Origin of the sequence: Lysinibacillus sp. NPDC056185, from assembly GCF_047737915.1 — a bacterium.
Lineage (GTDB): Bacteria > Bacillota > Bacilli > Bacillales_A > Planococcaceae > Lysinibacillus.
Window position 1 is genome coordinate 21148 of record NZ_JBLLLQ010000026.1, and the last position, 23615, is coordinate 44762.

24 protein-coding genes and 2 pseudogenes are annotated in these 23615 nt (G+C 36.1%); 18 read left to right on the plus strand and 8 right to left on the minus strand.

From position 1 onward, the window contains the following. Positions 1-10: 10 nt before the first annotated feature. Genes ACMZ42_RS20625 through ACMZ42_RS20640 form a run of 4 tightly spaced genes read right to left on the minus strand, consistent with a single transcriptional unit; the run spans position 11 to position 1522 of the window. Positions 11-292 carry a YrdB family protein gene (locus ACMZ42_RS20625; RefSeq protein WP_415732652.1) on the minus strand — a complete coding sequence of 94 codons (282 nt, stop codon included), beginning with the start codon at positions 290-292 and terminating at the stop codon, positions 11-13. Then, positions 201-719, minus strand: a complete 519-nt coding sequence (locus ACMZ42_RS20630; protein ID WP_415732654.1) for a hypothetical protein — start codon at positions 717-719, stop codon at positions 201-203. The genes ACMZ42_RS20625 and ACMZ42_RS20630 overlap by 92 nt, the downstream gene beginning before the upstream one ends. Before the next feature lie 22 nt (positions 720-741). Further along, on the minus strand, positions 742-1095 hold the full coding sequence (locus ACMZ42_RS20635) for a DUF4260 domain-containing protein (RefSeq protein WP_370083623.1): 354 nt from the start codon (positions 1093-1095) through the stop codon (positions 742-744). Further along, positions 1082-1522 (minus strand): MerR family transcriptional regulator, encoded by a 441-nt coding sequence (locus ACMZ42_RS20640; RefSeq protein WP_415732618.1) that lies wholly within the window; start codon positions 1520-1522, stop codon positions 1082-1084. The genes ACMZ42_RS20635 and ACMZ42_RS20640 overlap by 14 nt, the downstream gene beginning before the upstream one ends. A gap of 125 nt (positions 1523-1647) precedes the next feature. On the opposite strand from ACMZ42_RS20640, the gene ACMZ42_RS20645 reads away from it, so the two are divergent. The 6 genes and pseudogenes from ACMZ42_RS20645 to ACMZ42_RS20670 all read left to right on the plus strand — a co-directional run bounded on the left by ACMZ42_RS20645 (position 1648) and on the right by ACMZ42_RS20670 (position 7522). Beyond that, complete coding sequence (locus tag ACMZ42_RS20645) at positions 1648-1923, plus strand: sigma factor (protein ID WP_370083627.1); 276 nt, start codon at positions 1648-1650, stop codon at positions 1921-1923. 207 nt (positions 1924-2130) lie between these two features. Further along, on the plus strand, positions 2131-3585 hold the full coding sequence (locus ACMZ42_RS20650; RefSeq protein WP_415732619.1) for a diguanylate cyclase: 1455 nt from the start codon (positions 2131-2133) through the stop codon (positions 3583-3585). A gap of 233 nt (positions 3586-3818) precedes the next feature. After that, positions 3819-4334: a sigma-70 family RNA polymerase sigma factor gene (locus ACMZ42_RS20655; protein WP_415732620.1), complete on the plus strand. Its 516-nt coding sequence runs from the start codon at positions 3819-3821 to the stop codon at positions 4332-4334. Then, on the plus strand, positions 4321-4983 hold the full coding sequence (locus ACMZ42_RS20660) for a TIGR04104 family putative zinc finger protein (protein WP_415732621.1): 663 nt from the start codon (positions 4321-4323) through the stop codon (positions 4981-4983). The genes ACMZ42_RS20655 and ACMZ42_RS20660 overlap by 14 nt, the downstream gene beginning before the upstream one ends. A gap of 147 nt (positions 4984-5130) precedes the next feature. After that, positions 5131-5667 (plus strand): annotated as a pseudogene (locus ACMZ42_RS20665) (biotin transporter BioY); the annotation flags it as partial. A 280-nt stretch (positions 5668-5947) separates the two neighbouring features. Continuing rightward, positions 5948-7522, plus strand: a complete 1575-nt coding sequence (locus ACMZ42_RS20670) for an amidohydrolase (protein WP_415732622.1) — start codon at positions 5948-5950, stop codon at positions 7520-7522. Between the two features lie 249 nt (positions 7523-7771). On the opposite strand, the gene ACMZ42_RS20675 is transcribed toward ACMZ42_RS20670, so the two are convergent. Continuing rightward, positions 7772-7993 carry a hypothetical protein gene (locus ACMZ42_RS20675; RefSeq protein WP_370083636.1) on the minus strand — a complete coding sequence of 74 codons (222 nt, stop codon included), beginning with the start codon at positions 7991-7993 and terminating at the stop codon, positions 7772-7774. A gap of 254 nt (positions 7994-8247) precedes the next feature. Between ACMZ42_RS20675 and ACMZ42_RS20680 the strand changes: the two genes are divergently transcribed. Beyond that, positions 8248-10020 carry a glycerophosphoryl diester phosphodiesterase membrane domain-containing protein gene (locus tag ACMZ42_RS20680; RefSeq protein WP_415732623.1) on the plus strand — a complete coding sequence of 591 codons (1773 nt, stop codon included), beginning with the start codon at positions 8248-8250 and terminating at the stop codon, positions 10018-10020. 10 nt (positions 10021-10030) lie between these two features. On the opposite strand, the gene ACMZ42_RS20685 is transcribed toward ACMZ42_RS20680, so the two are convergent. Next, positions 10031-10438, minus strand: coding sequence for a hypothetical protein (locus ACMZ42_RS20685; protein ID WP_415732624.1), 408 nt, complete (start codon positions 10436-10438; stop codon positions 10031-10033). A 164-nt stretch (positions 10439-10602) separates the two neighbouring features. On the opposite strand from ACMZ42_RS20685, the gene ACMZ42_RS20690 reads away from it, so the two are divergent. The 4 genes from ACMZ42_RS20690 (at position 10603) to ACMZ42_RS20705 (ending at position 14533) form a co-directional block, all read left to right on the plus strand. Next, on the plus strand, positions 10603-11550 hold the full coding sequence (locus tag ACMZ42_RS20690) for a stalk domain-containing protein (RefSeq protein WP_415732625.1): 948 nt from the start codon (positions 10603-10605) through the stop codon (positions 11548-11550). Between the two features lie 239 nt (positions 11551-11789). Beyond that, entirely contained in the window at positions 11790-12362 is a 573-nt protein-coding gene (locus tag ACMZ42_RS20695) for a cysteine hydrolase family protein (RefSeq protein ID WP_415732626.1), read from the plus strand. After that, the gene (locus ACMZ42_RS20700; RefSeq protein ID WP_415732627.1) at positions 12337-12882 is read left to right on the plus strand and encodes a GNAT family N-acetyltransferase; all 546 of its coding nucleotides are present in this window, start codon (positions 12337-12339) and stop codon (positions 12880-12882) included. The genes ACMZ42_RS20695 and ACMZ42_RS20700 overlap by 26 nt, the downstream gene beginning before the upstream one ends. A gap of 442 nt (positions 12883-13324) precedes the next feature. Next, positions 13325-14533, plus strand: a complete 1209-nt coding sequence (locus ACMZ42_RS20705; RefSeq protein ID WP_415732628.1) for an MFS transporter — start codon at positions 13325-13327, stop codon at positions 14531-14533. A gap of 172 nt (positions 14534-14705) precedes the next feature. Here ACMZ42_RS20705 and ACMZ42_RS20710 read toward each other — a convergent pair. After that, positions 14706-15496: pseudogene (locus ACMZ42_RS20710) on the minus strand (tyrosine-type recombinase/integrase). Between the two features lie 490 nt (positions 15497-15986). Between ACMZ42_RS20710 and ACMZ42_RS20715 the strand changes: the two are divergent. From ACMZ42_RS20715 to ACMZ42_RS20740, 6 genes are all read left to right on the plus strand, one after another. Continuing rightward, complete coding sequence (locus ACMZ42_RS20715; protein ID WP_323657614.1) at positions 15987-16772, plus strand: ABC transporter ATP-binding protein; 786 nt, start codon at positions 15987-15989, stop codon at positions 16770-16772. 11 nt (positions 16773-16783) lie between these two features. Then, positions 16784-17776 (plus strand): FecCD family ABC transporter permease, encoded by a 993-nt coding sequence (locus ACMZ42_RS20720; protein ID WP_415732629.1) that lies wholly within the window; start codon positions 16784-16786, stop codon positions 17774-17776. Then, on the plus strand, positions 17777-18793 hold the full coding sequence (locus ACMZ42_RS20725; RefSeq protein ID WP_415732630.1) for a FecCD family ABC transporter permease: 1017 nt from the start codon (positions 17777-17779) through the stop codon (positions 18791-18793). 4 nt (positions 18794-18797) lie between these two features. Beyond that, complete coding sequence (locus tag ACMZ42_RS20730) at positions 18798-19703, plus strand: ABC transporter substrate-binding protein (RefSeq protein WP_370083551.1); 906 nt, start codon at positions 18798-18800, stop codon at positions 19701-19703. 460 nt (positions 19704-20163) lie between these two features. Further along, positions 20164-20349 (plus strand): hypothetical protein, encoded by a 186-nt coding sequence (locus ACMZ42_RS20735; protein WP_370083549.1) that lies wholly within the window; start codon positions 20164-20166, stop codon positions 20347-20349. 849 nt (positions 20350-21198) lie between these two features. Then, positions 21199-22233 (plus strand): serine hydrolase domain-containing protein, encoded by a 1035-nt coding sequence (locus tag ACMZ42_RS20740; RefSeq protein WP_415732631.1) that lies wholly within the window; start codon positions 21199-21201, stop codon positions 22231-22233. A gap of 562 nt (positions 22234-22795) precedes the next feature. Here ACMZ42_RS20740 and ACMZ42_RS20745 read toward each other — a convergent pair. Beyond that, positions 22796-23188: a hypothetical protein gene (locus ACMZ42_RS20745; RefSeq protein WP_415732632.1), complete on the minus strand. Its 393-nt coding sequence runs from the start codon at positions 23186-23188 to the stop codon at positions 22796-22798. A 131-nt stretch (positions 23189-23319) separates the two neighbouring features. Between ACMZ42_RS20745 and ACMZ42_RS20750 the strand changes: the two genes are divergently transcribed. Further along, a complete protein-coding gene (locus tag ACMZ42_RS20750) occupies positions 23320-23535 on the plus strand; it encodes a hypothetical protein (protein WP_415732633.1) in 216 nt (71 codons plus the stop codon). Positions 23536-23615 lie beyond the last annotated feature (80 nt).

Genomic DNA, 23615 nt, shown 5'->3' on the forward strand with positions numbered 1-23615 from the left:
CGTGGATTTTTTAGCGTTGATGAAATACGGACAATAAAATCTCATTAATGATAATTAGTATGGCAAATATAATCGCTAATTGTTTTCGTCCTGTAGCATACAGAGCTATGACGGCTAAAGAGAATATCACAAATTCAAACATAAAATGCGAAATCCCATTCAATGGAAATGTTGCTTTGGGTGAACCGAACAAACTCCAACTAACTACGAACAAAGCCGGTGCTCCAATGCCAAGTAAAAGCTTGAAGAACATGCCTTTCCCAGTTTGTATACCCCAATATCCAAAAGCCATTAACACGCAAATTTCTAATAGAAAGCGAAGTACTAAATTCAATACCATAGTATCCCTCCGATAAATTGGTTTTTGAAAGGGTGTACATAATCGCTAATAAAGTGAACCGAACTGCTGATAAAACACTCATCGCTGATAAAAGCGGAAGAATCGCTGATAGAACCACGACCATCGCTGATAAAAGTCCAAGAATCGCTGATAGAACCACGAACATCGCTGATAAAAGAGCAAGAATCGCTGATAGAACCACGAACATCGCTGATGAAAGAGCAAGAATCGCTGATAGAACCACGAACATCGCTGATGAAAGAGCAAGAATCGCTGATAGAACCACGACCATCGCTGATAAAAGCGCAAGAATCGCTGATAGAACCATGAACATCGCTGATAAAACCACAAAAACCGCTGATAAAACCATCCAACCCATCGATACAATCACAACTTCTAACTTAAGCTATTTGTTGTAAATGTGTTTTAGTAAAGGCATCATCATATTTTAAACCATAGCCTAGCGTACGATCTAAAAATATATGAGCAAGCCAAATTATAGAGGCCATTAGTAGCGGGGGCGATACTGTGGCAAAGCCTATAATCAAGAGAATGGCTGGCACGACTAAACTATGGCCAATATTGTAAAATAACGCGCCAATTTTAGTGTTTACTATGTAGCCTAACATCGTTATATCCGGTAGTAATAAAAACAATATAAAATAAAGGAACGAAAATTCAAAATACCTGTAGAAAAATATACTTACTAAAAATGCTATTAAATATTCCAATGAGATAATTTTACGTAGTTTCATGATGACCACTTCCTTCTTGTAATTTATTATACATATCCTCGATAAGTGAGCCGATGACCAACTTATTTTCTGCGTATTTTCCATCAGCCATTAATGTTTGAGTGAGCTGTAAGGATTGTAGAGCCTGCTGATAAAAAAATAACTGCTTTTCAATGTGGGCGATCTTTGTTGAGAATAACTGTACTGTTTGTTGATTGCAGGCATTTGAAGTTGGCTTTTGCTCTAGTGTTAGAAGCTGTTTGATTTCTTGTAAGGTAAAGCCGAGCTGTCTTAATACTAAAATAAATTTTATTGTATGTTCACAAGTGACATCATACACTCGATAACCATTGTCCCGTTTAGTTGGGTGTAGTAATCCTTCTTTTTCATAGTAACGTACGGTATCAGTAGATAAATTATACTTAGTTGCAAATTGTTTGATAAGCATGTGAGCACCTCCTAAATTTATCCTAACATTGGAGTATGCTCCAAGGTCAATACGGTAATTGAAATTTTTAAAAAAATGGTGAAACGGTCGTTGAATGGCAGTCGTTTATAGTGTAAGAGGGGGAGGTGGACGGCATACTTGAAAAAATTATGGATGAACATGCAGAGCATTTATTGCGTCTCGCCTATTTTTATGTGAAAAATAGACACGCGGCAGAGGACATCGTGCAGGAGGTTTTTATCAAATTTTCACAGCATGATTATGAAGAACGTGGACAGCTACGTGCTTATTTATCAAGGTTAACGATTAATAAAAGCAAGGATTATTTAAAAAGCTGGCATTACCATTCTGCAAGTCTCTTTAAAGAAGAGACTTGTTTTTTCTGTGCTTGGAAATTATAGTTTTTGTACTGTTATAAATATTCAAAGTATAAAAAGAGTCATTTTTATAGGGTTATGTATTATCTTTTTGGGAGAAATGGATCACTGTATGGTATTTTAAGGTTAAAATTACTCATTAATTTGAAAATAAATGAGTCTGAGGAATTGTAATATTATGCACATAAAGATAGTATTAAAGAAGTAGGGGTTAATATAAGGAGGGGCGGTATGAACACACAGGAGTTTGACGAACTATGGATTACACTAAATGAATTGTATGATGCGAATCGCTTTATAGAATATATAGAATTAAGTAGTGCCGCAATTGAAAGTGCCATTGAACTTGGTATGTATAAAAAAGCAATCCTGTTATTGCGTTATAGCTGTGCAAGCTATTTCCAAACAGGTGATTTGCAAGTTTCCATTAGTGTGCTTGAGCAGTATCGCGAATTAACCTTTCAATATGGCGATGATATTGATTTAATCCACCATTATATTTTAGCAGCCATTTATTGGGGAACGTTTGGCCATATAAAGAAGTCTAAAGAGTTTATGATTAAAGGACTAAAGATTGCTGAGCGTATTCAACATATAGATAGTATAGGGAAAATTTATAATAATTTGAGCGACTTGGAAAACTCTTTAGGGAACTATCAAAAAGCGAAGGATTTTGCATTAAAGAGCTTATACTATGCTAATTATTTTGAGAAAAAACATGAAAATCCATATTCAGGGATTATGTATTCAAAAATAAACTTAGCTGTTGCACAAATTTCCCTGGAGGAATTTGATGAAGCAGGGGAATTATTGAAAGAGCTGTTATTGACGGTTCAGAAACCACCTTATTCAAAGCTACAATTAGAAGTTATAAATGCCTATGCTTTACTTTGTGAAAAACAGGGACGCATTGGCGAGGCTATTGATTTGTACCAAAAGTCGAAGCACTATGCCTTACAAAATAATGATTTAGCTATGCTTCAAACAATCTACAATTCTTTGGTGAAGCTAATAGAAAAGCAAGGTAATAAACTTGTATTGTGCTCGATACAAAAGGAATATATTGACATTTTATTAGAAATTCAAAGGGAAAATTATACTCATTTATTATTTGAGATGGAGTACAATGACCAGAAAAAACATTTTGAAAAAACCTCTTACATTGATCCATTAACGAATATTTATAATCGACGCTATTTTGATCAGAATGCAGAGAAAATGCTGGAGAAAGCTTCAGTAGAAAATCAGCAATTAGCATTAATGATGATTGATTTAGATCATTTTAAAGAAATCAATGATGCAAATGGTCATTTATTTGGTGATGATGCTTTAACGATTACTGCAACAACATTAAAGGACTATTTTCAAGCATTTGAGTCGATCGTTGCTCGTTTTGGCGGGGACGAGTTTATTGTACTTTGCAAATTACAGGAAGGTGAATCTATTCAAACGATGACGGAAAATCTCTATCAAACATTAAATTCTCTGTCCTTAATAATTAATAATGAGACCGTTCAGTTGGAATTTAGTATTGGTGTAAGTACAAATAAACAAGGCCGAATTACCGCTGTCGAAGAGCTGATCCATAATGCGGACACAGCTCTGTATACGTCCAAGCGCAATGGCCGTAACCAAATCACGTTCTTTAATAAATATAGTGATGTGGGAAATAAACAGTTCAGATGACTGGCGGATTTTAAAATGTAAACGTTTTATTCAGCGAAATATTTTTAACTTCTTTCAGCGGGTTCCAAACATCCGCTGAGGCATAATGGATTCAATCATAAAGGATCTGCTTCATTTCAACGAATAGTCGTTGGAGTTTGGCAGATTTTTTTCTTTTTAAAAATTTTTTTGAAAAAATGAATCGGAAATGAAGTGGCATCCGTCAGTAGTTTAGAAAGAAGGTGGGACAACAAATGGATATCGAAAAAATTATTGCAGAGCACGGTGACTATTTACTCAAGGTTGCTTATTTATATGTGAAAAATGAAGCAACAGCTGAAGACATTGTGCAGGATGTGTTTATCGCCTTTTATCAAAAGCAGGAGCAATTTCGTCAAGAATCATCAATACGTACATATTTAGTGAAAATGACGGTCAATCGAAGCCATGATTATTTGCGTAGCTGGAAAAGTAAACGACTGACACTCTTTGAAAAAATAACAGGGCGTCCGACAGCAGTTACGCCTGAAAAAGAATTTCTTGCTAAGTCTACAAAACGAGAGCTAGTGGAAGCTTTGTTTTCATTATCTGTGGCATATAGGGAAGTACTGATTCTCTATTATTTTGAGGATATGACGACAGTAGAAATTGCACAGCTCGTATGTTGTCCAGAGGCAACGATACGCACAAGATTACAGCGTGCTAGAAAGCAACTTGCAACAGCAATCGGTGATTATGATTGGGAGGTGTTACGCCATGAATCAATTTAAAGAAGATGTGCTAAATGAACTTCGGGGTGTAAAGCTTACAGATGAAAAAAAACAAGCAATTGCCCAAAAAGCTCGTAGTAAAACTAAACAAAGAAGAAGTAGTCCGTGGCAATATCGTGTTGTGCTAGCAACGTTTACGCTTTTTGTCATTGGTTTTAGTTATTTATTATCACACAATAAAAATTCAGGGAGTCATCAGGCAGCTAGCTTACAGCAAGAAGCGGATACATGGAGTATATGGACATTTTTACAGAATGATTTCGTAAAAGGTATATTGTTTTTTAGTTTTTTTGTAGGTATTACTTTTATTATTAAACGTGTGCTAATCAAGAAAGGATATGGCCTACCGGTGTGCATTGAGTGTGGGGAAGCTTGGTCAGAGAAGCAAGCTCGAAAAATGTACCGAAAAAATGGACAACTCGAATGCCCTTATTGTGGGAAAAATCAATATCGCACAAAGAAATCTATGCAAATGGGTGGCATTTTAGCATTTCCGGTTCCTTTAATGTCTTTTATGCACTATATTTTTAATAATTTTACGATTGGGATTATTTTCTTTATAGTTGCATTACTTATTTATTATCGTCAATTAGCACCATATGTCTTTGATTTACAAGAAGATGATCCTACCAACGATCCGCTTTGGTAATTTGTGAAGAGAAATTGCTAGTTCACTATAGCAATTTCTTCTTTTATAGCAATTTTTCAAAATAGATTGACAACAGTTTTTATTTGCTTTATCTTTGTGTTAACTTATTTACACCATGAGTTAACGTACAAAGGGAGGCCATTTAGTTTGAAAAAGGGTAGTACATATAATTATGTGTTAGCGGCATTTGGTGCAGCGATTATTGCTGTTCTTGCACAAGTAACGATCCCGCTACCACTTATTCCAATTACAGGACAAACATTAGCAGTAGGCTTAGTCGTAACGATTTTAGGGACAAGAATTGGTACGTTATCAGTACTGCTTTATATTTTACTTGGTGCAGCAAGTCTTCCGGTATTTAGCGGTTTTTCAGGGGGATTGGGTATTTTAGTTGGTCCTACAGGTGGCTATATTGTTGGATTCCTTGTGACGGCCATTATAATGGGCTTTTACTTAGATAAATTTGGGCTTACAATGTTCCACGCAATTGTTGCGAACATCATTGGGATGGTTGTGACATTGGCGTTTGGAACGACTTGGTTAAAAATTGTCGGAGATTTAACTTGGACAGCAGCATTTATGGGTGGTGTAGTACCTTTTATCGTTGTAGGTATTGTGAAAGCTGTTCTGGCAGCATGGTTTGGCGTAATTGTTCGTCGTCGCTTAGAGCGAGCACATTTAATTTCTTTCAGCGGGTTCCAAACACCCGCTGAACAGAGGAACTCAGTCAAAGAACGCCACGTCCTGTGGCAATTTATCTGTGGGAAAGCAAAGCGACAGCAACAACACACGACTGAGTGACCAACATCACGTTGGCCCAAAGCCTCTGGCGGATGTCACGGAATCGGAAGGGAGTTCTTTGTGCTAGCACAAAGTCGATTCCGGACGCATTGTTTATCTGCGCGACAGCTACAATTATGCCAAGCCATAATTGATTAGAAGCAATTGCATAGGAGGAATTGTTTTGGCAACGTTATGGACAGGTGGAAAAATTTACACGATGGCGCAAGTTGGCGAAACAGTTGAAGCAGTCCTTGTAAAAGAAGGGGAAATTGTGGCGACAGGCTCAGTAGATAGCTTGTCGCCACATGCTACTTCTATTCAACAATTACAAGGGAATGTGATGTATCCAGGTTTTGTCGATAGTCATTTACATATCATTGGCTACGGGGAGAAATTAAAGCATATTGATGTCTCGAACGTCAGAAGTAAGGACGAGCTACTGGCAATTATTCGTGAACGGATGACAAAGGTTCCTGCTGATGAATGGGTAATTGCGATAGGGCTTAATGAGACACAATTTGAAGTTCCTATTTTCCCAACATTAGCCGAGCTCGATGCACTTGGTGAAGCACATTTAATCATTAAGCGTAGCTGCCATCATTTAATTTTGGCTAATTCCAAGGCACTGGCATTTGCGAGAATAACAAAGGACACACCATCTCCAGAAGGTGGGGTCATTGATAAGGCGGATGGACAGCTAACAGGAGTCTTAAAGGATGCGGCATTGTATATGATTGTCAACCATATGCCTCATATTACGCACGAGTATATTGAGGATGCTCTTGAAAAGGCGGTAACATCCTTGCAATCATTTGGTTTAGTAGGTGGTCATTCTGAGGATTTAAGCTATTACGGGCCACCGCTTCAACCGATACATGCTTTTCGGAAAATCGTCGAGGCAAAGCAAGCGTTTAAAGTTCATTTATTACAACACCACACGGTATTTGAGGAAGTTGCCAAGATGGAAGAAGCATCTTCTCCGTATTTAGAGTTTGGTGCCATGAAGATTTTTGTCGATGGTGCCTTTGGAGGACGTACTGCAGCTCTTCGTGAACCGTACTGTGATGAACCAGGCAATAGCGGTATGCTCGTACATTCAACTGAACAATTAGAGGAATATGTTCAACTTGCACGTCAACATGAACAAACAGTGGCAGTGCATGCCATCGGAGATTTAGCCATTGAAACAATTTTAAAAGTATTTGCCGCCCATCCGCCTCGCGAAGGTCAATTAGATCGTGTTATTCATTGTAGCTTGGTCGATGAAGGTATTTTAGAAAAACTCGCTGGATTGCCTGTCGCAGTGGATATGCAGCCTCAATTCGTGCAGGGAGAGTATGAGGCAGAACTAGCTAGGCTAGGAGAGGAACGAGCAAAAGGATTACACCCGTTAAAATCGCTATTAAATCGTGGATTAGTTGTTGCAGGTGGCAGTGATGCCCCGATTGAAGTACCAAATCCTTTATTTGGTATATATGCTGCAGTAACAAGACGGAATTTCGGGGAATCCCATAATGGCTACGGTCCAGAAGAGAAGATTTCACGCTTTGAGGCAGTACGACTATATACTGTTGGAGCTGCACAAATTATAGCGCAAGATCATGTTAGAGGTAAAATTGAAAAGGGCTATACAGCAGACTTCACCGTTTTGGAAGAAGATATTTTTACAATAGCTATCGAAAACATTCCACAAGTAAAAGTCGCCTATACGGTTGTTGATGGGCGTATCATTTATGAAAAAACCGCCCAGTCATAACGGAAATCAACCTCACATTTTGCGAAATTAAAAGTAACCATCCTAATTCATTGACATAATATTTTTATAAGAACTTGAAAAGAGGCTGGGACAGAACTCGTTTATTTTGAAAAATAATAAAAAGAGATAATAACTTTTCCCGCTTCATCAAAGTGAATTTTCCATCTAAAATCAAAAAAATGTTAGACCGATTATATCTAGGTCTAACATTTTTCTTTTTGTTCCAGCCTCTTTTTCATTTATTAGGAGCTAGCGTCTTTCTGATAAATTTTTCACTTGATGCTCGAGTATTGTCACTCGTGTTGTTAAATCATCTACTTTTTGCTGAAGTGTTTCTTGGGGAGGCAAAGGAGCAGTCGATTTCATTTTTTTAATCGTATTAATCATCACGAAAAATATCGCTAGGAAAATGACAAAAAGTACGGTTGTACTAATAATATCACCAAGATTAAACATTGTTTGTCTCATCATTATTAGCCCCCTTATTTTGTATCGATTGTATTATTTACTGGGTTACATACAAAAAAGTTTCAAGAAAATATTTATAGACACTAAAAATACAGAAATCTTATCATTTTTCCTTGCATATTATATGGAACAAATTGTATTCCAAGAGCGGAAGGTAATTAGAAATAAATGGCTTTACATATCATATTGGAAGAGCTTATAAAAATCGTAAAGATGCTTAAGATAGGGGATACGATAGGTATGACTGGGGTGAGTAAATGCACAAAGAGGGACAAGTAATGCGACAAGCCTTTTACAATATTTATATGTATCGCATCGATTATATACAGGTTTTCGCGCTGATTAAGTTATTTCAGTTATTATTAATTGTTCCTGTGACGGCTATCGTATTTAAGCTAATGCTACGAGTAACGGGCTACACACATATTACGGAGCAAAATATTCAAAGTTTTATGGCGCATCCATTTGTCATCTCAATGATCATTCTTTTGATCATGCTCATTTTGCTAGTTATTTATTATGAAATGGGCTTTCTTTTTTTAATGGCTTTTTATCAACAACGGGGAATTCGCTATCGATATCTACACATATGGCAGCAGCTCAATCGTAAAGTTATTTCTTTTTTAAGTATACAAGTCATTTTTTTATTTATTTATATTGCACTTTTATTGCCAGTAGCTTCATTTATATATCCACTAACGTTAACACAAGCAATATCCATTCCGCATTTTTTGACAGATGAAATAATGAGCAGTCGTTCAGGTCGTTTACTTTATGCCGCTGTGGTAATTATTTTTGTAATAGTAGGGATACGCAGTATTTTGGCTTTGCCGATCTTTACAATCCAGCCCAAAATATCATTATTTCGTTCATTAATACACAGCTGGCGTTTTTCAAAGCAGGGCTTGTTTAAACTCCTTGGATTATTAGCTATGCTAGTTACGGTTCTTTTACTTGTGATGCTTGGAATTACACTTATAAGCACCTTGCCATTATATATATTGGAGCGTTTGATACCGAGTACAGCACTTGTCACGGCGGCGATTACTCTTGCTTTTTTAGAAATGGTTTTCGTCGTGTTATTTAGTATACTGCAAGCAATGTTTTCACAAGTAATGGTGACTTTTATCTATAATACACCTGTTTTAGGCAAGTCAAGGTTTACACCGAAATTTCGAAGAAGGCGTTATAAGCCATTGTTATTCATTGTTGTGGTTGTTTTCATCGCCTTAAGTGTGATGAATATCATTTCGTTAGAGAAAAGTGTCTATGCACCAGATACAAAAATTATTGCTCATCGTGGCTTCACGGAGGGTAATGTAGAAAATACAATCAGTGGCCTTGTCAGCGCAGCAAGTGCAGGTGCAGACTTAATCGAGGTCGATATCCAGCAAACGGTAGATGGACAATTCGTTGTATTTCATGATCGAACATTAAGAAGACTGACAGGTAAAAATGGTGTTATATCTAATATGACGCTCGGTGAATTAAAGACGTTAACGATTCATGCTAATGGTTTTAATGACAAAATTTCATCTTTAGATGATTTTATTGAAATAGCAAAAACTTTAAATGTTTCCTTACTGATTGAATTGAAAGTTCATGGTAAAGAAACGGAAGATGTATTGCCCAAGTTAGTAGATAAACTAAAAGCTTATAAGGTGCTCGATACGTATTATGTGCAATCATCAGACCCACAAATGATGTCACAGTTAAAAAAATTGGCACCGAACTTACGTGTTGGGATTGTCTATGCATTAAACATCGGGCCGATGGATGAAACGGTTGATTTTATATCACTTGAGGAAGCATGGGTAACAGATCAACTAATCTCAGAGATGAAGCAACAAAAAATTGATTTGTTTGTCTGGACATTAAATAAAGATCAGTCATTACACGAATTTATTCGGAAAAATGTCAACGGAGTCATCACCGATCTCCCAGATATGGCTTTGAAAATAAGGAAAAAACAAAATGAGCGTGAATATTTTTTACAGCGTATATTAAATCTACTGCAATTTATGTTCTAAATTAATGTGATTAAATGCAATTACCCGAGCGAATCGGGGCGAATATTCGCCCGAAGCAGTGAAATACCCGCGGAAGGAGGGCGAATGCTCGCGCGAAGCAAGGAAGGAAATACTTGCGGAAGGTGAGCGAATACTCGCGAAAGAAGGGCGAATACCCGCGGAAGAAGAGGAAATACCCGCTGAAGATGAGCAAATATTCGCGGGAGCAGGGCGAATACTCGCGCGAAGCAAGGAAATACTCGCGGAAGGAGAGAGAATACTCGCGCGAAGCAAGGAAATACCCGCGGAAGGAGAGCGAATACCCGCGCGAAGCAAGGAAATACTCGCGGAAGGAGAGTGAATATTCGCTCAAAGCAGTGAAATACTCGCGCGAAGCAAGGAAATACCTGCGGAAGAAGAGCAAATACCCGCGAACCAAACAAAATACTCATCCAAACAGCATAAGAGAAAGCCGTGATTCTTCATCGTAAAAGAATCACGGCTTTTTTAGCGCAATGAAAAAAATGTTGGTAATGTTGTAACCTTTTCCTTTTATAACCGACTACTACTATGAATTCGTGAAATGAAGGAGATGCTTTTTTTATGAAAATGACGAAAGTCGTACCATTTGCCATGTCAGCATTATTAATCGGGGGCGCTGTAGTAGCTCCAACTGCATCAGCGAACGAAGGAGAAGCGGTTGTGACGAACGCTACTGATAATAATGAGCAAAATCCACAAGTTCAACCTATTTTTATTAAAATAGCTGGAACAATTGAGAATGTTGAAAAACGTGAGGATTCAACATATTACACTGTGAAAGAAGAAGAAAATACAAATGTTTTTGTCGTAAATGACGATACACTAGTTTTCGATAATACTGGTAAAGAAGTTAAACTACAAAAAGGTGATAAAGTAACGGCATACACGTATGCAAATAAGCCAATGCTGATGATTTATCCACCACAATATAACCCAGAGGTAATTATTGTTGAAACAAAAGAAATGGGAACAGTTGAAGTAGACTTATTCAATAAAGAATTAGTGAATACTGATAACACGCTAAAATTAAATGTTGGTAAAGAAACGGAATTACTCAGCCTATCTGGTAAAAAGGTAAAGGCAGAGGATTTAGCAGAACAACATTTACTAGTGTTCTATACAATTGCAACAATGAGTATCCCAGCACAAACACCACCTTCAAAAGTTGTCGTTTTAGATACGATTGCACAAGAGCCAGGTGAGGTTGATCCGGGTGAATTGGATCCATCTAAAGCTGCTGTACAAGAAATTATAAATAAAGACTTTTATGAGGTCGAAGGTACTAAAATGGTACCACTGCGTTTAATTGCCGAAGAGTTAGGCTTTAAAGTAGAATCAACAGGAAATGGCGCAATTATTTCTAAAGGCGCATTATCTTATACAATTACACGTGATCAAAAAGAATATGGCTATAATAAAGCACTTCGTCATTTTGAAGTAGCACCAGCTTTATTAGAACCAACAAAAACATATGTACCAGTTGAATTTGTTGAAGAATTAATGAAATAAAATGTTGTTTCCCCCCTTCATGGCATCGTGCTGTGGAGGGGGTTTTATCTTGACTCAGTAGATGCTTTAGAAAGGATGCGGCTCACCTGACGCTCTCAAGAAAGTATAAGCCGGAACGGAAATCAACGACACGTAAAGTTGATGAGCTATTCGTATATATTTCTCAAAATTCCCTTTAAACGGAAAACATTTTTCTGTACAATAAGAGAATTAAAGTCAGATTCCTAAAGGAGAACTATATGAAGCAGGCATTAATTATCGTGGATATGCAGGAAGCATTCTTTTTGGATAGTGAAAACTACTTATTTGATTACGAAAAAGTATTAGAAAACATTAATATGTTAATAACTTGGGCTCGTAATAGTGAAGTTCCGATTATTTTTATCCAGCATACGGATTCAAATAAAGATGACGATTTTGCGTTTGGAAAGCCAGGCTGGGATCTATATCATGGGCTTCTACGACAACCAGAGGATAAAGTGATTCAAAAAACAACGTGGGATGCATTCTATCAAACGGAACTAGCGCAATACTTACAGGAACAACAAATTGAGCAGCTTATTTTCGCTGGTGCTCAAACAGAATTTTGTCTTGATACGACCATCCGAAATGCCTATAGTCGTGGATACCAGCATAATATTTTAGTTGAAGGTGCACATACCACACTAGATAGTCGCGTATTAAATGCACAGCAAATTATAAAGCACCACGAGTCTGTTTGGCACAATCGATTCGTGAACATTCAGCCAAGTACTTTTTTCAAACTAAGTAAAAGAGGTTTCAATAATGCGCATAAACAGCCAAGAATTTAATGTAAATGAACTTCATTATACAATTAGATCTGCCAATATAGAAGATGCCCAAGCATTATCAGATCTGAGGCTACAACTTGATGGAGAGACGGAAAACTTCGATAGGGAACAAGGGGAAGGCTTCATCGATACGACAGGATTTGAAGAAATCATTAAGGAAGACACGGTAAGTCCAAGGAATTTGTGTTTAGTAGCAGTAGTTGATAATCGCATTGTTGGATTTTCTAGATGTGCGGGATCTCCATTAAAAAGAATTGCTCATAAAGTAGAATTTGGTGTAGGTGTTTTAAAGGAATTTTGGCGCTATGGGATAGGAAAAAATTTCTTGAAAGCATCGATAGAGTGGGCTGACACGAATGACATAAAAAAAATGGCCTTGCAAGTTGTAGAGACAAATGACAAAGCAATTTTGCTCTATAAAAAGCTTGGCTTTGAAGTTGAAGGAGTCTTAAAAAATGATAAACTCCTTTCAGATGGCAACTATTATAATACGATTGTCATGGGAAGAATTAAGGCATAATTTTAAAATAAACCCAGCTAAGCAAATAGGTTTTATTAAAAGTCAAGTTATAGGCTGAAACTATTTTAAATAGTGAATTCTTATTTAATGTCACACATTATATGTTTAGAAATTAAAAGGATAGAAGAGCTTAAATGAATAAGCTCTTCTATCCTCTTTTTTACCATAGATGACCCTATTTACTACAACAATTAAATCAATCTAATGTTGCAGTAATTTAAAAGGAGCTTATATCAGTTATTAATTATATATGGATATTAATGTAATATATTTGAAAACAATGCTATAATTCATATAAATATTTATGATGATACAAAACTTGTGATAAATCTACATCCCCCAGATTTGTCCGATATATGATAGGAGTTGAATTTTAATGAATAGTCCAATCTAATATTCCCCTATTAAGCCAAAATTCGAATGAAATATTGGGGGATATATAATGAAATTGAATAGAAATTTTTCTTTATTACTATTGGGTCAGTCACTCGCTAATATAGGCGATGTATTATATATAGTCAGTGTTATAAGTACAATTTTTGTATTAACAGGTTCTACATTTGCAGCATCGTTTGTGCCATTTACGATTGCTTCTTCTATGTTTATATCCAGTCTGCTGACACCTCTTTTGGTTGAGAAATTAAATCTTAAATGGTTACTTGCTGGGTCACAAATTGTAAAAACGATTTTACTCTTTATTCTAGGATTTATGTTAATTGGTTTAACAGCAGCTAATTATTATTTTATCTTTTTAATAATAGGATTGATTGCCTTTTTTGACGGTTGTGCAAATCCAATAAGACAGACATTGACTCCATACTATGTTAAACCTGAACATCTAATTCAAGCTAATGGAATTTCAGAAACTATTACGCAGGTCATAGAAGCAGGTATGTGGTTCGTAGGAAGTTCATTGCTAATTATTATGAGTTCTCAACAACTTATTTGGTTAGTTGGATGTTTATTTGTAATTGCAAGCATATTACTTTGCTTTTTAGAAAGTGTAATCTATGAAACAACCGAGTTAAAAGGGAAACTAGAAAAGATTAAAGAGGGTTGGAAAACTTTATCTAATACTCCGGTATTAAGAAGGATAGCTTGGATAGAATTTTTGGAAACAATTGCAGCAACGGTTTGGATAGCTGCTATTTTATATGTGTTTGTCAACGATGCTTTGAACGTTGATGAAAAATGGTGGGGATTTATCAATGGAGCTAACTTTTTAGGTCTGATTTTAGGAAGTGCTTATTGTATTAAATTTTCTTCTTTTGTTGAAAAGAAATTAGGAACCTTTATTTTTGTCGGTTCATTCGCAAGTTTCTTATTCACAATATTATTTAGCATAAACAGTATTCCTATGATTTCCTTACTTTTATCGCTCTGTGTAGGGCTTTTTGGACAAATTAAAAAAATTCCTCAACAAACGGTTATACAAACTAGTGTGTCAAAAGAACAGTTGTCAACTGTTTATACCTCATTAGGTGCTATCGGAACTGGGATTTTTGGCATTGGCTCTCTTATTATGGGACTATTAGCGGATTTGTTAGGAATTAGAATTGTATTCGTTATTTCGGGACTATTACTTGCAATAGTAAGTGCAATTGCCCATAAAAATAAGCAATTGTTTGTTAGAAATGTTATGGAACAATAAAATTAAAAATGAAGAATTTTATTAGCTACAATGTCCTTTGTTTTTAATGACTGTGTGATAGTTTGTGAAGTAGGACCATCAATTTTGATGGTCTTTTTTATTGAACTTATTGTACTAACGGGGGCTTTTGTCAAGTGGAGCAAAGTCTTTTAAGACATTGCTCCTTTTACATTTAAAAGTACTTCTGATAATACTCTTTCCTTAGCCTCCCGCTTAATTGAGCGTAGATCCTAGTTGTTTCGCTTTTCTCATGCCCCATAAGACTTTCTATCCTCCATTGTTCAACAAATGAGTTGCATAGCTGTGTCTAAGTTGGTGTGGATGAATTTCTTTATTGATTTCAGCACGATTTGATATCCGCTTGATGATGTATCGCATTTGGGCAACACTCATTTTATGTCGCTGCCTTACTGTCACAAAGATGGCAGGATTATTGTCAGTACGGCTTTCAATATAACGTTTAACCCATATGTCACAACGCGTATTAAAATAAACCTCCCTTTCCTTATCACCTTTTCCTCTAACGATTGCGGATTGATTGGACCAATTAATATGGTTCTTTTCTAATGCAACTATTTCTCTAATTCGGCAACCAGTAGAAAACATGAATTCGAAAATTGCTTTTTCCATTGCGGAATGACAGGATTCACGGAGGTGTTCAATCTCCCGTTCGGTTAAATACTTGGGTATCCGCTTTCCTACTTTCGGTTCTTTAATTTTGGAAGTTGGATTCTTACTCAGGTATCCTTCTTCATGAGACCAACGAAAAAATGATTTCATAAAGCGAGTACGGTGTGCAAGACTGGCTGGTTTTAAGTGCTTGCCGGATATAGCAAGATATTCCTTCAGTTGATTGGTGTCAAGCAATTCCATCTCTATATCCTTAAAATAACCAATTAATAGAAAAGACTGCAACCGGTAGGCCTTCTGAGTCTTTATTAAACATTTTTTTCGCCTCCTTATTCATTTATATGGTAACTCTATTACTGAAATTCCAAATAACATATACTACGCTCTTACCTCGGCTTAAGACCCGCACAGGCAAGAACTGATAGCAACAATCTATACGAAAAGAGCCTTATAAAATAACCATTTTAGATGATGAATTACCAGGTTCAATTGTTAATAGCAATACTGTTGAAAACCTCCCTCCAGTCCAAGCTAATGCAGGTAACTGTACAAGTGAATTCTGTATAAAGATTGATACAGTTGAAGATAGCATTTTTGGGGGTTCTAGAAGGAAAAGAATAGAATAGAGTTCAGAGTAGAATAAACTGAATGTACCTTTCTTAGCTATATTTAAACGCTTTTATAAGTGGATGAAAATGAATAAACGATGTTTAATTTAACTTATATTTAAATAACTTATTTTTTAATACTATGTTGACTTTAAAATGCAAATAGAATACAATTCGATAATGATAATCATTCTCAGTAAAAGGAGACTAACAAATTGTTTCGAATTTCTGCACACGACATCGAAGTAAAATATGATAAAAATATTATTCTTAGAGACCTATTATTACATATTCCAGATAATAGTATTTCAACAATTATTGGACCGAATGGTTGTGGAAAATCAACTTTATTAAAGGCTCTAACAAAAATATTGCCTTATTCCAAAGGTCAAATTTTATTAGATGGACAAGCTTTAACCTCATATAAAACAAAAGATTTGGCGAAAAAAATGGCATTACTTCCGCAGTCTCAGATTGCACCTTCTAACATTTCAGTACGTGAACTTATTGCTTACGGAAGGTATCCCCATCAAGGGAATTTCGGTATTTTAAGCTCTCAAGATCAAGAAATTATTAACTGGGCAATCTCCAAGACCAAGTTAAATGACGTAGAAAATTCTATTGTTGATTCATTGTCGGGTGGGCAACGTCAACGCGTTTGGGTCGCTTTAGCATTAGCTCAGCAAACGGACATTATTTATTTAGATGAGCCCACAACCTATTTGGACCTTGCACATCAACTTGATTTAATGAAACTTCTTAAACAATTGAATGTGGAAGAAAATCGTACAATTGTTATGGTACTACATGATTTAAATTTAGCAGCTAGATATTCAGACTATATGATTTCAATGAATTCTGGTCAAATCGTAAAAGCTGGAACCGTTGATGAAGTGATGACTACTGATAATTTAAAGCGGGTTTTTCAAATAGATGCTGTCATTAGTGAAGATCCTTATACTAAAAAACCAATTTGTCTATCTTACGACACTAGTTTATAAGAGGTGATGAGATGACAACTTGGCACAAATGGATCACGATATTCGTACTTTTAATTATCTGTTTTGCTTCCATTATTTTTGCAATCAGTATAGGGGCTAAAAATATTCCCTTTATCACAGTGTGGACATCCATTTTCCAATACAACTCAGAGGATAACTTACATCAGATCATTTATGAAGTTCGATTACCACGAGTGTTAGGGGCCGTATTTGTTGGAGCTGCTTTCGCAGTCGCTGGTACAGTAATTCAAGCAATCACACGTAATCCCCTTGCTGATATAGGCATTTTAGGAGTCAACGGTGGGGCAGTACTTCTTGTGACTATCTGTTTTGCATTTTATCCAGCGATTTCCTACGGTTGGCTTACGTTCTTTTCATTCATCGGGGCCGCACTATCGACCCTCCTTGTCTTTTCAATCGGTATAGTCGCTCGTAGGAATCTTTCCCCTTTAACATTTACAATTGCTGGGGCAGTGATTGCTGCATTTCTACATGCAATTAGTTCTGGTATTGCCATTTATTTTGATTTGAATCAAGAATTGGCTTTTTGGTATGCAGGTGGAGTTGCAGGTGTTACATGGGGGCAACTTCCTTTATTGATTACTATCGTTATCGTATCCATCATTATTGCAACATTACTTGGTAAGCAATTAACGATTTTAAGTACAGGCCAAGAAATGGCATCGAGTTTAGGTATTAACATTAAGTTCTTACTATTCACAAGTATGGGGGTTATCGTTTTACTTGGTGGTGTCGGAGTTGCAGTCGCTGGTTCTATTAGTTTTGTTGGACTAATTATCCCTCATCTTTCACGTAAATTTGTTGGACATGATTACCGTTGGAATATTCCAGTAAGCGCTTTATTAGGGAGTACACTTGTAGTAATCGCTGATTTATCAGCTCGAATAATTTTTGCACCTAAAGAGCTTGCATTAGGAATATTAATTGCCTTTATTGGTGTGCCATTTTTTCTATTTGTCGCGAAGAAACTGGAGGGAACTTAAATGGCACCAAAACGAAAAATTCCATTTCTATTATACATCTCGATCACTTTGATATTCATTTTTCTAACATTTTTCTTTTCAATTAACACAGGAAGCTATCAACTTTCTTTACCAGAAGTGGTGAATATCCTATTTGGTCAGGGGCAGGATAATAGTATACTCGTATTATTTGAGTATCGATTACCCCGCATCTTGATGGCATTAGTCGGTGGTGCTGGTATCGCTGTGGCAGGATCATTACTCCAATCCTATACGGGCAACCATTTAGCGGATACTGGTTTATTAGGTCTCCATGCGGGTGCTTCATGTGGATTAATTATATTCATGAGCTTTTTCAGTCAAAAATTTTTATATTCTGAAATTTTAATACCTTTATTCGCCTTTTCAGGTGGTGCTTTGGCCGCCGTTTTGATTGTTTATTTAGCAAAATCAAAAAATGGCGGTATCAATACAAATAAATTGATTTTAATTGGTATTGCTGTATCGGCACTTTTTAATGCAATAACGCTATTTTTATCATTACGTTTAAGTAAAGATACTTATTCTTTTGCAGCTAGTTGGTTACTTGGGAATATTTGGGGACGTCATTGGATTCATGTTTCTATTTTAATTCCGTGGGTTGCTCTATTTAGTTTTCTTGCCTATCACTTAGCGCATCGATTAAACCTTTTACAAGTTGGAGAGGCATTCGCTCAAACAACGGGAATTAATGTAAAGCGCACCAAAAATAGCGCATTGATATTGGCTGTGGCGTTATCAAGCGTTTCAGTAGCCATCGTAGGTAATATTAGCTTTTTAGGACTTTTAGCGCCACATTTGGCACGTCAATTAGTTGGCAGTGACTATCGCCTTAACCTACCTTTATCTGCATTGATTGGCGCTGGCATTTTACTACTTTCTGATACGATTGGTCGTTCTCTATTTGAAGCAAACCCAATCCCAGCAGGTATATTGGTATCCTTCATTGGAGGACCTTATTTTATTTATTTACTATTAAAAAACAACAGGAGTGTATAACAATATGAAAAAATGGTATTTACCAGTAACTTTAGCTCTATTAACAGCAATTTTAGGTGCTTGTGGAAATGAAGAATCAACAACATCTAATTCAACAACGAAAGTAGTTGAAGAACAACGTATTGGCTCTTTATCAATTCACTTAACAAATGACTTAATTGCCCTAGATATTACCCCCGTTGGTTCTGTAGTAGGCGGTTCATTAGGTGATTTTTTACCACAAGCAGCTCCATACTTAACAGAAGCTACAAAATATGGCCCTGCAAAAGATGTTGATATGGAATCATTACTTTCCTCCGAACCAGATGTTATCGTTGCAGATGAAGAATTTGCAGCAGCGAATTTAGAACACTACAAAAAAATTGCACCCGTTCAACTATATAATTTAGATGAAGGAACATGGCGTGATCATTTAACATTACTTGGAGAAAAATTCAAAAAAGAAGAATCAGCGAAACAATTTATTGCAGATTACGAAAAGAAAACGGAGGAAGTAAAATCTTTACTTGCTAAACAATATGGTGAAGATGCAACAGCAATGGCAATCCGTGTTACAGATAAAGAATTACGTGTTTTCTCAACAGCACGACCAATGGGCCCAATATTATTTAAAGACTTAAATCTTGAACCTGCTACAGGAATTACAGAAATGGGTACAGAAGAGCCTTATCAAGTGATATCAAAAGAAGTTATTGGTGATTACGATGCAGATATTATATTTGTTGTAGTAAATAGCAACGAAGAAGCTGAAAAAGTATACAAAGAACTTGCTGAATCATCTATATGGAAATCTCTAAAAGCTGTTCAAAAGGGCCAAATTTTTGTTGTTTCAGATCAACCTTGGTTAGACTATTCAGCTCTTGGGAACTCAATGGCAATGGATCAACTATATGACCAATTAAAAAAATAAAAATATAGTCTATTTACAAGAATACATCTTACAATGCGAAACCCTTCACTTTTCCCCCTAAAACCATAATGTTTCAATGGTTTTAGGGGGATTTACTTATTTACTTTTAACCGTTTACCTTATTGCTTTGGCGGAACATTTGTAAATTTTCCTCTTTTCCGATTTTTAAAAAACAGGATTTGGTGTAGTAACCATAAGAATCATTCTATTTTTATCGTTCAAGCAATTATCCAGTTGCTCTTCACATTTACTGAACCGTTTTAAAGGGGCTGGTCTTATTACTGTCATTGCAATGAGTTAATTGGATTCTATGAGCGTTCCAATTTTGTAAGCCTAAATTTTAACGCTGGCTGAGCGTTATGACGTGCAGACTGAAGCTAACCGACTTGCAGCAGCCTCAAACTTCCTTGAATATGCAAAGTTTAGTTTGCAATTAATTTAAAAATAAGGGGAATTGATTATGGATATGTATTCTATTGATAACGGAAAATTTGCTGTTGTAAAAACATCGAAAGAGTTTGTCTTGATTTTAGATGAAGAAATTTTGGGACCTTTCCCTTGTACTAGAGGGGAAGTAGAACGTATTTATAGATTATTAAAATCGAATGGCTTTTCATCAAAAGGAAATAAAAAGAAATTAAAATAAATTATAGTTTAAACCACTAGGGAATTTAATGAGTACAAATTCAGTGACGACTCTTAATATACATAATACAACAGCGTGGATCAAAAATAATACACATCGTCATGAAATAACGTTCGTTACAGAAAATAGATTTCTCTTGAACTTTATGGAGGCATACCTGCAGTATTATTTGGAGCCAATTTTCGAAGGTAAAAACTAGTGAAATAATAGTGAATTTGATTGATATGACTGCAAACCAAAGGTGGTCGAGTTATGTAACTTCCCACTTTCTTATATCGTTAACTCCACAGGTAGAAATATGAGCATCCATTAGGAAAATACTCATCCAGATGCACTAGTCGATTTCCGACAACAAAAACGTGTTTATAAGCTTAATAACATTGAGAAAACACGGCAACCTAAAATGTACAAAAAAACGTTTAGTCTGATAGTTCGTGATAACACCGTAGAGGATATTTTAGAGAAACGAAGCGAAGACGTAGAAAAAATGCTTTTAGGTGAACAATTCGTTCAAAACCAACAAGATGAATAATATGGAGAGAAGGCAAAGGTTCTTAAACCATCGGGTGCTTTACTTGAAGATCATTGAGTTGCATATGCAGCTCTTTTTTCTTTATTAAACTAACGGCGCAGTTTAGTGGAAGAAATGGTAACTAAAGTGTATATGATGTTTGGTTTATATAACAGAGCATTGCGGAAATTATTGGGGTATGCTACATTCATAATACATAATTAGGTGACATAAGTAAGATAACTTTTGTTGTCCTTAATGGATAAAAACAGTAATGCTGCACAGTGCCTTCAATCATATTGGGGGCATTTTTTAATTTTCAAAGGAGAGTGAAAAAATTGCTATTAAAAAATGATTACACAAACTTATTTGAAGATGTACAAACTCATGTGAAAGAAAGTGCTAAAAAGTTGGGTTCCAGTGGTGCTGCTCTATTTATCATCCATAACGACAAAATCGTAACAGAGTCTTATTTTGGTAAACAGTCTAATGCTAAACATGCTCGAGATGTTAAAGCAGACACTCAATTCCACATTGCATCTGTAAGAAAGGCTTATATCGGTTTTGCTGCTGCGTACGCGATATACAATGGCTACTTTTCCATTGATGATCCGATTCGACCGTTTGTTGAAGAATCTAATTTATCCGCATATGAAGGAGTAACCATTCGTCATTTATTAACCCACACACATGGACTTAAAATAGCTGATGGCAAACTAGTAAGTGAATATAAACCTGGTGAATCATGGGCATATAGAGGTCCCAGTATTGATTTGTTGACAACGATTATTAAAAAAACAACGGGAATGTCCGTTGCTGATATTGTAAAAGAGCAGGTCATTGTGCCAGTCGGCTTTCAATCGACAGAATGGATTAAGATGAGTCAACCGCATTCAAAAATCGCAAACACTATTCGCGATACAGATAACCCCTTCTGGACTGAGACGGATGTAGTAGATGGTTCTGGAATGAATATGTATGTGTCTGCACAAGAGCTTGCCTTATGGGGTTACCTTCATTTAAGAGAAGGGAAATGGGGAGGAAAACAGCTTATTCCTAAAGAAATCATTCAAATGGCAACATCCATTCAGACTCCTAACCCGAGACTTCCTATTCATAAGAATGGATTTTTATGGTTTGTTAAAGACACTAACCATACCTTTAACCAAATAGGCGATACAGTTCCAAAAGGTTCCTATCAATTACTCGGTTACACAAATGTAGCTCTACTCGTCATTCCAGAGGAAAACGTAGTAGCAGTAAGAATGTTCAACCGTTATGGTTCATCTGATGGATACGATTATCTAAACGACATTCGGTCTTTTGGAGACACTGTTTATAAATGTTCCATAAAAACAAATAGAAACCAATAATGGAAGGTGTTTCAGACGTTAGCCCCCAAAAAAGTTGAGAATTATTATTAGACTTTGGTAAATTAGAGCCTTTTTTATTATTTAACTCCCATGAAAATAAAATCTCTGGCACTAAAAAAGTCTATGCTAAAATAAACGCGACCTTTATATTCAAAAAAATGGTAGCGCCTAAATAGAGATCTGGTTTTAGATTGTATTAGGAATCACCAAGTTCAGTGATGGTCACATTGTAACCCAAACTTTCAAGTCTTCGAACAGAATATCGAATAATGGATTGTTCTTTTTGTTTATCAAAGTAGTCTTCGCCCAAGTCTACATACATTTCTTTCCGCGTTAAAAGGTAATAAGCAACGCGTAAGATGGCATGAGCAACGGATATTCCAGCTCGTTTTTTATCCTTTCAAGTTGCAGTCCGTTTATATAATGCGCCTAGATAGGTTTTAGTTCCTCTGTCGGAATGAGCTACTTCGATTAGAGCCGATTTCAATTATTTATTACCTTTTTTCATAGTAGAGGATTTCCTTTTTCCTGCACTTTCATTGTGTCCAGGTACTAGTCCTGCTCAAGAACAGAGATGTGCTGCACTTGGAAATTGCTTTTCTACATCAGTTCCGATTTCAGCTATGATTTGTTCTACCATTCGAGTGTCAATTCCAGGGATGAAATCCAATCTTTCGATATCTTCTTGGTGTGTGGAAAGCCGGCAAGTTACTTCTGGATTTAACAATTCAATTTGTGCAGTCAGAAAACCAATATGAGTAAGAATGGTTTTAATCATTAGTCGTTGAAGTGGTTGGATATAGCCACGAAGTGCGAGTTCAAGCGCTGCTTTTTTCTTTTTCATTGAACGTCTAGCGAAACTAGCCAACCTTTCTGGATCATTTTCACCTTCGGCAATGGCACGAAGCATATCCAGAGAGGAAACCCCCATCACATCATATTTTTTTCGGTTCATTCGCAAGTTTCTTATTCACAATATTATTTAGCCTAAACAGCATTCCAATCATTTCCTTACTTTTATCTCTCTGTGTAGGGCTTTTTGGACAAATTAAAAAAATTCCTCAACAAACGGTTATACAAACTAGTGTGCAAAAAGAACAGTTGTCAACTGTTTATACCTCGTTAGGTGCTATCGGAACTGGGATTTTTGGCGTTGGCTCTCTTGTTATGGGACTATTAGCAGATTTGTTAGGAATTAGAATTGTATTCGTTATTTCGGGGCTATTACTTGCGATAGTAAGTACAATTGCTCATAAAAATAAGCAATTGTTTGTTAGAAATATTATGGAACAAAAAAATTAAAGATGAAGGATTTTATTAGCTATAATGTCCTTTGTTTTTAATGACTTTGTGATAGTTTGTGAAGTAGGACCATCATTTTT